This window comes from Caldinitratiruptor microaerophilus (genome assembly GCF_025999835.1).
GTDB lineage: Bacteria > Bacillota > Sulfobacillia > Symbiobacteriales > ZC4RG38 > Caldinitratiruptor > Caldinitratiruptor microaerophilus.
Genome location: NZ_AP025628.1, coordinates 445,630 through 456,985, shown reverse-complemented (window position 1 = coordinate 456,985; position 11,356 = coordinate 445,630). Strand labels below are relative to the sequence as shown.

Genomic DNA, 11,356 nt, shown 5'->3' with positions numbered 1-11,356 from the left:
CTCCCGCTGTGGAGTGGCCGCCCCGTCCGTTATCCTCGGCCGGCCGGCTCCACCCTATGAAACGTACCGTCCGGGCAGCGCCGGACCAGACCTTTCAGCTCGAGAAGCCCCAGGGCGGCCAGGACCCGCTCCACCGGGAGCCCGGACGCCTCGCTGAGGCCGTCGGGATCCAGCGATCCGGTTCCCACGGCCCGGAGCACCCGGGCCTCGTCGCGCGCCAGCCCGGCTTCGGGGGGCGGCGCGGGCGCGCTCGCCGGCGGGTTCCGCCCGGAGGCCGGGGCCGGCTCCTGCCGGCCGGCCCGCCTCACGTCGATCAGCCCCAGGGCCTGGAGCACGTCGCCGGCACAGGTGACCATGGGCGCGCCCTCCAGCAGCAGACGGTGGGGCCCTACGCTCAGCCGGCTGGTCACGGGCCCGGGCACGGCGAGGACCTCCTTGCCCTGTTTCTGGGCCCACCGGACCGTCCACTCGGTGCCTGACCTCTCGCCCGCCTCGACCACGACCACCCCGGCCGACAGCCCGCTGATGATGCGGTTGCGCTGGGGGAAGTTCCACGGAAGCGCCGGCGCCCCGGGCGGGAACTCGGAGACCAGCAGGCCCCGCTCGCGGATCTCCCGGTACAGGCGCTCCGAGCTGCGCGGGTAGGGCACGTCCAGCCCGGTGCCCAGCACCGCCACGGTTGGCCCGCCGGCCTCCAGCGCCCCCCGGTGCGCCGCGCTGTCCACCCCCATCGCCAGGCCGCTCACCACCGTCACCCCCACCGAGGCCAGGTCCGCGCCCATGCGCCGCGCCACCTGGAGCCCGTACGACGAGGGGTGGCGGGTCCCCACCACGGCCACCGCCGGCGACGAGCCGAGCGGCAGCGGTCCGGCGCAGTAGAGAAGGGGTGGCGGGTCGTCGATCCGGCGCAGCGACTCGGGGTACTCGGGGTCGGTGGAGAGCACGATGCGGCCGCCCATGCCGGCCACCCGGCGCACCCCGGCCTGCGCGGCTGCCAGGGCCCGCTCCCGCTGCTCCGGCGGGATTCGCCGGGCGACGAGCCGGAAGGCCTCCTCCCCGTCCGGGACCGCGCGCAGGAGGCTGCGCAGCTCGGCCCGGCCGAGGAGGCTCGCCAGCGCCACCCAGTGGGCGGAGCGATCCACTCCGCCACCCCCCTCTTCACCCGGCCTTCATCGGACCGGCGCGGATAGCGGTGCACCCTGGAGCGCCAGGAGCACGAGCGCGACCTGAGCAAGGCCGGTGCTGAGGGGTGGGATCTGGATGTACTCGTCCAGCCGGTGCCCGTTCCCGCCCAGGGTCACGCCGATGGTGACCGCCGGGATCGAGCCGGCAAGGGGGATGTTGGCGTCCGTGCTCGAAGGATAGATACGCGTCTGGATGCCCAGGCGCTCGTGCGCCCGCATCACCGCCCGGCATAGCGGGTGATCCTCGGGGATCGACCCCACCGGGCGGTCGCCCACCACCGAGATGTGAACGGTTGCGCCGGCCTGGGCCGCCTGCCGGGCCGCGATCTCCCGCACGCGCGCCTCCAGGCGACTCAGGCTGGCGCCGTCCACCGACCGGAGGTCGATGACGGCCGCAGCGTGGGCGGCGATGGCGTTGACGGCCGTGCCGCCCTCGATCAGGCCCACGTTGTAGGTGGTCTTCGGGTCCTTGGGGACGGGGATCTCGGTGATCCGGCTGACGATCCGGCACAGGACGTGGATCGCGCTCGGGTTGCCGAACGCCCCCCACGAGTGGCCGCCTTCGGTCTCCACCTGGATGCGCAGCCGCCGGCTGCCCACGCCCTGACGCACCAGCCCGCCGAGGCTGCCGTCCAGGGCGATCACGGCGTCGACCTGGTCGCCGAACCGCTCCATGAGGGCCCGCATCCCCCGGAGGTTGCCCAGGCCCTCTTCCCCGACCGTGCCGGCCACGAGCACGTCGGCCGGCAGCGTGCCGGCAACCTCCCGCAGAAGCCGCGGCGCCCACAGGAGCACCGCCACACCCGCCGCGTTGTCGCCCACCCCCGGGCCGCGGAGAAGATCACCCTCGAACCGTACGGTGACGTCGGTCTCCATGGGGAAGACCGTGTCGAGGTGGGCCGCGACCAGGATGCGGGGCCGGGCCTCCCGGCTCTGCCCGGGCAAACGGCCCACCACGTTGCCGACGGCATCGATCTCCAGGTCGACCAGTCCCGCCGCCCGCATGCGTTCCAGGACGTGCAGGGCACGCCGCTCTTCGTGGAAGGTGGGTGCGGGCACCTGCGCGATGCCGATCAGCTCCGCGACGACCTCGTCCCGCAGTTCGTGCGCTCTCTGGACGATCCGCTCGGCCACGGGAGATTGCAGCACGTCCATGCGCAGCGACCGAAGCCCCCCTCGTGCCGGGGGCGATCCCCCTCCCGGCCGGCGTTCAGTAGGACATTATACTCGAACCGTCCCGGCCGGGAAAGCGGAGGTATTCCAGGAATGCCAATACTGTCGGAATTCACTGGGAGAAACAGGAGCGCCCTCGATCGCTACGAGAAGGCGATGCGCCGGCTGGTCGCCCGCTCGGGCACCGCATGGGTGGGCGCGTTCGTCCCGGCAGCAGGGGAGTTCGTGCACTACGTGGAGACCGGCCCGGCCGGAGGCCTGCCCGTGGTCCTCCTCCACGGCTTCGGGGCGTGGTCCTTCACGTGGCGCCTGAACCTGGAGGCGCTGGGGCGGGCCGGCCTGCGGGCCCTGGCCCCGGACCTGCGTGGGTTCGGGCTCACGACCAAGCCGCCGGCCGGAGGGTACTCGCTCTGGGACCAGGCCCGCCTCGTGCTCGCCTGGATGGACGCCCTCGGCATTCGGCAGGCGGTCCTGGGCGGCAACTCGCTGGGCGGCGAGATCAGCCTTCGCATCGCCCTCCTGGCCCCGGAGCGGGTGCTCGGCCTGCTGCTGGTCTCCAGCGCCGGGTACGTACCGATGTGGATGCCCACGCTGGCGCGGTGGGCGGTGCGGTACCCGGCCCTGGCAACGCCCCTCGCCCGGCTCGTGTGGGCCAACGGACGCTTCATCGGCTCCGTGCTGCGGGCCGCCTACCACAACCCTGCACGGCTGACGGCGCAAGACGTGGCGGGGTACGCGCTCCCCGCCCGCACACCCGGTGCCGCGCGGGGCCTCCTGGGCATGCTGCCGGAGATGGACCCGGGGGCGGCGGCCGGGCAGTTCGCCTCCATCCGCAAGCCCGCCCTCCTGGTGTGGGGCCTGCACGACCCGTGGACCCCGCTCGACCACGGGCAGCGCCTGGCAAGGGACCTCGGCGGGGCCCCCCTCGAGGTGTTCCGGGACGCCGGCCACCTCCCTCACGAAGAGCAGGCCGACCGCTTCAACGACCTGGCCGTCCGGTGGCTGCGCGGCCTCGCTGCAGGGCTCACACCTTGAAGCGGTCGTCCGTCCCCTCCTTGAGCTCGCCCACGTGCAGCTCGTGGGGGCGTGAGCCGGCGTCCACCGCCTTGTCCACGCTGCCGAGCCGGTTCGGGGCCGTCTTGTAGGGGTTCTGCTGCTCCTCCACTTCCTTCTCCACGAGGCGCCTCTGCACCGGGTCCCGGACCGGGCTCTTCCCGTGGGCGACCCGGTCCCCGGCGCGCCGATCTTCGGGCATGGGTTCACCCTCTCTCCGGTGCGCTGCGCGGGCATGGCGCTGGCCCTAGTGTGGCCCTGGCGGGAGACGTCGATCCGGGGCCCGGCGGCAGCTCCGGGGGGTGCCTAGGGACGGGCGCCGGCGGCCTCGGCCGGAAGGGGGAAACGGTACTGCAGCGCCTCGGCCAGGTGCTCGGTGCGGATGTCCCGGCTGCCTTCCAGGTCGGCGATCGTGCGCGCCACCCGCAGCACCCGGTCGTGGCCCCGGAGCGTGAGCCCGAGGGAGTCGAAGGCCCGCGCCAGCAGCTGCTCGGCCTCCGGCGGCAGGCGGCACAGGTGGCGCAGCAGCCGCGGGGGGATGCGGGCGTTGCAGGTGCAGCCGTGACCGGCCAGCCGCCGGCGCTGGCGTTCCCGCGCCTCCTCCACCCGGGCCCGGACTCGCTCGGACTGCCGCGCCGGGCTCCGGCCGGCCGCACCGGTCAGTTCCCGGTAGGAGACCCGGGCCACCCGGACCTGCAGGTCGAAGCGGTCGACCAGGGGACCGGACAGACGGCTCAGGTAGCGCTCCACCTGGGCGGGGGCGCAAGTGCACCCGGCCCCGGGGAATTGCCCGCAGGGGGACGGGTTGGCGGCGGCCACCAGCATCACGTCGGCCGGATACGTCACCGAACCGCCGGTACGGGCGATCGTGATCCGCCCTTCCTCCAGGGGCTGGCGCAGGGCCTCCAGGGCGTCACGGGGGAACTCGGGTAGCTCGTCCAGAAAGAGCACCCCCCGGTGCGCCAGCGTCAGCTCCCCGGGCCGGTGAAGACTCCCCACCAGTGCGGCGCGGCTGGCGCTGTGGTGCGGCGCCCGGTACGGGGGCCGGGTCATGAGGCGGGCGGGGGCCGGCACCAGCCCGGCCGCGCTGTAGATGCGCGTGACCTCCAGGGCCTCCTCGCGCGAGAGGGGTGGGAGGATCCCCGGCAGGCGCCGGGCCAGCATGCTTTTCCCGGCGCCGGGCGGGCCCACGAGGAGGAGGTTGTGACCCCCCGCCGCGGCGATCTCGAGGGCTCGCTTGCCGGCTTCCTGTCCCTGCACGTCGCCGAGGTCCTCCACCGCGGGCGGGTCGTCCGGGCACGGCCCTGCGGCGGTGACGGGGCGGAGAACCGCCTCGGCACCCGGGGGCGCATCGGGACCGCCATGACGGAGCCACCGGAGCACGGCGCTCAGGTCCGGGGCGGGGAAGACCGGCGGCCCGCCCGCCAGGGCGGCTTCCGCGGCGTCGGGGGCCGGCACCAGGAGCGCCCGCAGCCCGCACGCCCGCGCCGCCTCCGCGGCCGCCAGCGCCCCCGGCACGGGCCGCACCTGGCCGTCGAGGGACAGCTCGCCGGTCACCCCCAGGCCCGGCAACACGCCGCTCCCCTTCTCGCCGAGCTGACCGGTGGCCGCGAGCACCGCCAGGGCCAGCGGCAGGTCGAACCCGGGGCCGGCCTTCCGCAAGTCGGCCGGTGCCAGGTTCACCGTGATTCGGCGCAGCGGGAACTCACACCCGACGTTGCGGATCGCCGCCCGTACCCGTTCCCGGGCTTCCCGCACGGCCGGGTCGGGCAGGCCCACCACGTCGAACGAGGGGAGGCCATTCTGCACGTCGACCTCCACGAGCACCGGGTACGCGTCGACCCCGCGCAGCGCAAAACTGACCACCCGGGCGACCACCGCCGACCCTCCGTGCGCGGTGTCCGTGTGCTGCCATAGCTGACTTTTCCTGGAGTCAGTATACCAAAAACGCACTTCGCTGTCAACAACATCCACCCGGGGTTCTGCCGGTCCTGCGCGCGCTCAGGCCTCCCCGGAGCCATCACCGCAGCCGGCGAGCCGCCCCTGACCCGGCCGCCGTCCCCGGCAACTGCAAGAAATGTAGATGGCCCCCGCGCACCGTCCGTCCGGGCCACGGGTCGCGGACGATGGCCGGCAGGCCGCCGCAGCGCCGCGCGGCCGGTCGCCCCGTCACCGGGCCGCCGCCCCGACGTCGGGGCGCCGGGCGAACCGCCCCCGCGCAGGCGAGTTGCTTCATTATACTACGTACAGACCGGAGTCGCCCCGGGCGCGGGCAGCCCCCGCCCCACCGGGCGGGGGCCGGCGTACCCGTCCAAGAGGGAAATGCACCGGAATGGAGAAGCTAACCGGGGAAGCCGACAGGGGGTGCGATCCTTGCTCGACCAGCGGTTCTTCCGCGAGGAACTCCCGAGCCTCATGGAGCGCTACCAGGGGGAGCGCCCGAACGAGAAGATCCAGGCCGAGCTGCTCCTCCAGCACGGCGTGTTTCTCCGCGCGGAGGGGCCCATCGAGGCGGGGCCGAGCTACATCGCGTTCGACTATCAGATCCGCAACGAGAAGCGCCGGGCCGTGGTGCCCTACGATGCCATCATCGCCGTGAGCCTGGCCCCGGCGGAAAAGGAGAAGTCGAAGCCGGGTCTCATCTGAACGGACCCTGTTACCCGTAGACCGTGCCCGTCCGCGCCGGGTCGGGGGCCTCCCGCAGCACTGACTCGAAGCGGCGGAGCGCCTCGTCGATGTCCTCCCGGGACACGTCCTTGTGGGTGACCAGCCGCAGCCGGCGGGGGCCGACGGCGTTGCACCGGACCCCCGCCTCCGCCAGGGCCCCGGACAGGGTCGCGGCGGTCCACCGGGAGTCCGTGACGTCCACCATGACCATGTTGGTCTCCACGCCCGCCACGTCCACCGCCACGCCCGGCAGCTGGGCCAGGCCCTCGGCCAGCCGCCGGGCGTTCTCGTGGTCCTCCGCCAGGCGGTCGACCATCTCCGTCAGGGCGACGATCCCCGCCGCCGCGAGGACGCCCGCCTGCCTGAGGCCGCCGCCCAGGAGCTTGCGCATGCGGCGCGCCTCGGCGATGAAGCCCTCGCTGCCGGCGAGGATCGAGCCGACCGGGGCGCCGAGCCCCTTCGAGAGGCAGAACATGACCGAGTCCGCCGGAGCGGCGAGCTCGGCGGCCGGGCGCCCGGTGGCGACGGCGGCGTTGAAGATCCGGGCGCCGTCGAGGTGCAGGGGTACCCCGCGGGAGCGGGCCGTCTCGGCGACGGCCTCGACCAGGTGCTGGGGCAGGACGGCGCCGCCGGCGCGGTTGTGCGTGTTCTCCAGGCATACGAGGCCGGTGCGGGGGAAGTGGACGTTCTCCGGGCGGATCGCCGCCGCCACGTCCGCCGGGTCCAGGGCGCCCCGCCTGCCGGGCAGCGGACGGGCCTGGCAGCCGGCGAGCGCGGCCATGCCGCCCACCTCGTAGATGAAGATGTGCGACTCGGCCTCGACGATCACCTCGTCGCCGCGCCGGGTGTGGGTCAGGATCGCCACCTGGTTGCCCTGGGTGCCGCTGGTGACGAACAGGGCCGCCTCCTTGCCGATGATCTCCGCCGCCAGCTCCTCCAGGCGGCGAACGGTGGGGTCCTCGCGGTAGACGTCGTCGCCGACCTCCGCCTCGTACATGGCCCGGCGCATCGCCGGGGTCGGCGTCGTGACGGTATCGCTTCGCAGGTCGATCACGCGCATCGTGAGCCATACCTCCCGGTGGGTCCCTCATCCGAACTTCGCGCGGCGCCACCCCGGTTCCTGCCGGGTCCGACCGGCGCGACAGGGGCCGGCGCCCGGCCGGCCCCACCTGGCAGCCTGGCGGCCGCCCGCGACCCGCCCGCTCACAGGGCGGCGTCGATGCGGCGCTTGAGCTCCTTCTTGGGCATGAACCCGACGATCCGCTCCACCGGCGCCCCGTTCTTGAACAGGAGGAGCGTCGGGATGCTCATGACCCCGTACTGTGCGGCGACCTGCGGGTTCTCGTCCACGTTCAGCTTGCCGACCCGCAGCTGGCCGTCGTACTCGCCGGCGAGCTCTTCCACGATGGGGGCGATCATCCGGCACGGCGAGCACCAGGCCGCCCAGAAGTCAATTAGAACGGGCGTGGGGGACTCCACGACCTCCTTCTGCCAGTTCGCGCGATCCAGCGTGAGGATGTTCGCCAACCTGTGGACCCTCCCTTGATACCCGGGCGACAACCTGCCACGCCCGCAACCTGCATCCCGGGCAGTGGCGGCTACGTGAGGAGCCGGCCATTCCCGGCCGTTACCTCCCCAACCATTGTAGCGGGGTACCCGGAAACGGCAAGCGACTGCGCCCTCCCTCTCCGGGCTCCCGGAGGAAAGGGCGCAGTTCCGACACAAAGAAGGACCCCACCGAGCCGTGTCGCCGTTCAATGAACCTGCCTCCCCAGCAGGTGGGTGCCCTCCCGCCGGCTTTGCACTTCCCCTGTCCCCTTGCGGAGGGGGCCTGTGCGCCACCGGCGGAGACCCGGGCTCCCTTTTAAATGACTGTCCAGGTCATTTAAAACGGAGCGAGCACGCACACGGCAGGGTGCCACTACGGTTCCCGCTTGCGCCCTTGATGATACCACCGCTCCGGGCCGCTCTGCAAGCCGCCTCGCTACCCCTCCTCCACCCGGATCGAGAGCTCCCGGAGCTGCGCGTCGGATACCTCCGACGGGGCGTCCACCATGAGGTCGGTCGCCCGCGCCGTCTTGGGGAAGGCGATCACGTCCCGGATCGACGGGCGGCCCGCCAGGAGCATCACCCAGCGGTCGAGCCCGAAGGCGATGCCCCCGTGGGGCGGCGTGCCGTACTCGAAGGCGTCGAGGAGGAAGCCGAAGCGGGCCCGCGCCTCCTCCGGCGTGAAGCCCAGGAGGGCGAACATCCGCTCCTGCAGCTCCCGGCGGTGGATCCGGAGGCTGCCGCCGCCAAGCTCGACCCCGTTCAGCACCAGGTCGTAGGCGCTGGCCCGCAGCTCGCCCAGGCGCTCGGCGGGGAAGTCGGGGTCCATGACCTTGGCGACGTCCTCGGGCCGCGGCGACGTGAACGGGTGGTGCACCGCGACCCAGCGGCCCTCATCGGGGTCGTACTCGAGGAGCGGGAAGTCGACGATCCAGACGAGCTTCCAGACGCCGTCCGGGATGAGGCCGAGCCGGTCGCCCAGCCGGAGCCGGACCTGCCCGAGGGCCGTGGCGGCCACCTCGAAGCGGTCGGCGACGAAGAGGAGCAGATCGCCGGGCTGCGCGCCGGTGCGCTCGCGCAGGGCCGCCAGGTCCGCCTCGCCCAGGAAGCGGGCCAGGGGGCCGCGCAGGCCGCCCTCCTCCTGGCCGATCGCCAGCCACACCAGGCCCTTCGCCCGGTACGTCCTGGCGAGCTCCTCCAGCTCGCCGACCTCCTTCCGGCTGAAGCCGGCGCAGCCGGGCGCCCGCAGGCACTTCACCACGCCGCCGGCCTCGATCGCCGCGCGGAACACCTGGAAGGGGGACTCGCGCAGGAGGTCGGTGACGTCCACGAGCTCCAGGCCGAAGCGCAGGTCGGGCTTGTCCGAACCGTAGCGGTGCATCGCCTCGTCCCAGGAAAGTCGGGGAAAGGGCGTCGGGACCTCGACCCCGAGCGCCTCCCGGAAGACGTGCGCCACCAGGCCCTCCATGACCGACAGGACGTCCTCCCGCGTCACGAAGGACATCTCCACGTCGACCTGGGTGAACTCCGGCTGGCGGTCCGCCCGCAGGTCCTCGTCCCGGAAACAGCGCACGATCTGGAAGTAGCGCTCGTACCCGGCCACCATGAGGAGCTGCTTGAAGAGCTGCGGCGACTGGGGCAGGGCGTAGAACTTGCCGGGGTTCACCCGGCTCGGCACCAGGTAGTCCCGGGCGCCCTCGGGGGTCGACCGGGTCAGCATCGGCGTCTCGATCTCCAGGAAGCCGCGCGCGTCGAAGTAGTCCCGGACCGCCTTCGTCACCCGGTGGCGCAGGATCAGGGCCTGCTGCAGCGGCGCCCGGCGCAGGTCGAGGTAGCGGTAGCGCAGGCGCAGGTCCTCGCCGGCGTCCAGGTCGTCCTGGATGTAGAAAGGCGGGGTCTTCGCCGCGCTCAGGATCTCGAGACGGGTGGCGCGCACCTCCACCTCGCCCGTCGGCAGGGACGGGTTGACCTGGTCGGCGGGGCGCCGGGCCACGGTGCCCTCGACGGCCAGCACGTACTCGCTGCGGACCTCCCCGGCCGCCGCGAAGGCCTCCCGGCCGTCGCGGGGGTCGCAGACCACCTGGACGATCCCGGACCGGTCCCGGAGGTCGATGAACACCAGCCCGCCAAGGTCTCGCCGTCGCTGCGCCCAGCCTGCCAGGACCACGGTCTGGCCGGCGTGCTCCGCCCGGAGCTCGCCGCAGCCGTGTGTGCGGGGCTTGCCGAGCACGGTGCCGAGGGGCACGCGGGGGCTCTGCGACATCTGCTGCGTCACGTCCGTACCGCCTCCACCAGGCTCTCGAGTGCGACCTCCCGCTGGTCGCCGGTCGCCATGTCGCGCAGGGTGCACACGCCGCGGGCAAGTTCGGCGTCGCCGAGGATGGCCACGTAGCGGGCGCCCGCCTTGCCGGCGTACTTCATCTGGGCCTTCAGGCTCCGGTCCAGGTAGTCGATGTCCGCCGCCAGGCCGGCCCGGCGCAGCGCGTACAGGATCGGGAGCGCCCGCTCCCGCGCCGCCGCGCCGAGCGGCGCCAGGAAGACGTCCGGCCGGGGCGCCCCGGGGCCGGGCGCGGCGGACTCGTCCAGCACCATGAGGAGGCGCTCCATGCCCAGGGCGAAGCCCACCCCGGGGGTCGGCCGCCCGCCCAGGAGCTCGATGAGCCCGTCGTAGCGCCCGCCGCCCCACAATGCGCTCTGCGCGCCCAGGCGGGGGTGCAGGACCTCGAACACGGTCCGGGTGTAGTAGTCCAGCCCCCGGACGATGCGGGGGTTCACCCGGTGCGGGATCCCCAGCGCCCGCAGGTGGCGCTGGAGCTGGTCGAAGTGGGTGCGGCAGTCGTGGCACAGATGCTCCACGCTCACCGGCGCCGACCGGATCGCCGGGTGGTCGGCGTCGACCTTGCAGTCGAGCACCCGCAGCGGGTTGCGCTCCAGGCGAGCCTGGCAGTCCTCGCACAGCTCGTGCGCGTGCGGCCGCAGGTGTTCCCGCAGCTTCTCCCGGTACGCCGGGCGGCAGACGGGGCAGCCGATGCTGTTCAGGTCGACCTCCAGGTCGCCGAGCCCCATCCGCTTCGCCAGGGCGATGCCGATCTCGATCACCTCGGCGTCGACGGCCGCGTCGGCGGCCCCGAACACCTCCACGTCCCACTGGTGGAACTGCCGGAAGCGGCCCTTCTGCGGCCGCTCGGCCCGGAAGGCGGGGCCGTAGGTGAAGATCTTCGTCGGCTGCGGCAGGTTGTGGAGGCCGTTCTCGATGTAGGCCCGCACCAGGCCGGCCGTGAACTCGGGCCGCAGGGTCAGGGTGGGCTCCCCGGCGCCATCGCCGCCGGCCCGGCCGCGGGGCTGGATGGTGAACATCTCCTTCTGGACGATGTCCGTCGACTCGCCCACGCCGCGCGCGAACAGCTCCGTCGCCTCGAACACGGGCGGGCGGAGTTCCACGTAGCCGTACTGGTGGCTGATGCGGCGGAGCTCGGCCTCCAGGTGCTGCCAGCGCGCCGAGTCCCGCCAGCCGAACTGCGCGCCGGGCAGGATGTCATGGGTGCCCCGCGGGGCGGTGATCAAGAGGGGGCCACCTCGCTCTCCGTGAAAGGGCGCGGCGCCGCTCCGGCGCGGCTCCGCACGAGGTTACGGTACCGCCCGTCTCACCCCGGAGTCAAGTCCCGGGGCCCGGCCCGGCCCCCCCGAAGGCCGCGAACGGCAGGGGCGGCACAGGTCGGGGGCGAACTGCT

At 73.5% G+C, this 11,356-nt stretch carries 10 protein-coding genes and 1 other RNA gene; 2 read left to right on the top strand and 9 right to left on the bottom strand.

Annotated elements, in window-relative coordinates; genetic code table 11:
* Positions 1–29: 29 nt before the first annotated feature.
* Together dprA and caldi_RS02155 are read right to left on the bottom strand one after the other, a co-directional pair.
* Entirely contained in the window at positions 30–1,142 is a 1,113-nt protein-coding gene (gene dprA, locus caldi_RS02160) for a DNA-processing protein DprA (RefSeq protein WP_264843473.1), read from the bottom strand.
* 27 nt (positions 1,143–1,169) lie between these two features.
* A complete protein-coding gene (locus caldi_RS02155) occupies positions 1,170–2,339 on the bottom strand; it encodes a M20/M25/M40 family metallo-hydrolase (protein WP_264843471.1) in 1,170 nt (389 codons plus the stop codon).
* Between the two features lie 174 nt (positions 2,340–2,513).
* Here caldi_RS02155 and caldi_RS02150 point away from each other — a divergent pair, with 174 nt between their 5' ends.
* A complete protein-coding gene (locus tag caldi_RS02150; RefSeq protein WP_264843470.1) occupies positions 2,514–3,392 on the top strand; it encodes an alpha/beta fold hydrolase in 879 nt (292 codons plus the stop codon).
* Here the strand turns inward: caldi_RS02150 and caldi_RS02145 are convergent.
* Positions 3,382–3,612 (bottom strand): hypothetical protein, encoded by a 231-nt coding sequence (locus caldi_RS02145; protein WP_264843469.1) that lies wholly within the window; start codon positions 3,610–3,612, stop codon positions 3,382–3,384. The two genes, caldi_RS02150 and caldi_RS02145, sit on opposite strands and share 11 nt — an antisense overlap.
* A 104-nt stretch (positions 3,613–3,716) precedes the next feature.
* Positions 3,717–5,288 carry a YifB family Mg chelatase-like AAA ATPase gene (locus caldi_RS02140; RefSeq protein ID WP_264843468.1) on the bottom strand — a complete coding sequence of 524 codons (1,572 nt, stop codon included), beginning with the start codon at positions 5,286–5,288 and terminating at the stop codon, positions 3,717–3,719.
* Positions 5,289–5,783: 495 nt separating this feature from the next.
* Here caldi_RS02140 and caldi_RS02135 point away from each other — a divergent pair, with 495 nt between their 5' ends.
* A complete protein-coding gene (locus caldi_RS02135) occupies positions 5,784–6,056 on the top strand; it encodes a hypothetical protein (RefSeq protein WP_264843467.1) in 273 nt (90 codons plus the stop codon).
* A 10-nt stretch (positions 6,057–6,066) separates the two neighbouring features.
* On the opposite strand, the gene ltaE is transcribed toward caldi_RS02135, so the two are convergent.
* The 5 genes from ltaE to hisS all read right to left on the bottom strand — a co-directional run bounded on the left by ltaE (position 6,067) and on the right by hisS (position 11,189).
* The gene (gene ltaE, locus caldi_RS02130) at positions 6,067–7,137 is read right to left on the bottom strand and encodes a low-specificity L-threonine aldolase (RefSeq protein WP_264843465.1); all 1,071 of its coding nucleotides are present in this window, start codon (positions 7,135–7,137) and stop codon (positions 6,067–6,069) included.
* Positions 7,138–7,280: 143 nt separating this feature from the next.
* Complete coding sequence (gene trxA, locus caldi_RS02125; RefSeq protein ID WP_264843464.1) at positions 7,281–7,604, bottom strand: thioredoxin; 324 nt, start codon at positions 7,602–7,604, stop codon at positions 7,281–7,283.
* A 200-nt stretch (positions 7,605–7,804) separates the two neighbouring features.
* Positions 7,805–7,997: non-coding RNA, 6S RNA (ssrS, locus tag caldi_RS02120), on the bottom strand.
* Positions 7,998–8,061: 64 nt separating this feature from the next.
* Positions 8,062–9,888, bottom strand: a complete 1,827-nt coding sequence (gene aspS / locus caldi_RS02115; protein ID WP_264844711.1) for an aspartate--tRNA ligase — start codon at positions 9,886–9,888, stop codon at positions 8,062–8,064.
* Between the two features lie 8 nt (positions 9,889–9,896).
* Positions 9,897–11,189, bottom strand: a complete 1,293-nt coding sequence (gene hisS / locus caldi_RS02110) for a histidine--tRNA ligase (protein WP_264843462.1) — start codon at positions 11,187–11,189, stop codon at positions 9,897–9,899.
* Positions 11,190–11,356: the final 167 nt, after the last annotated feature.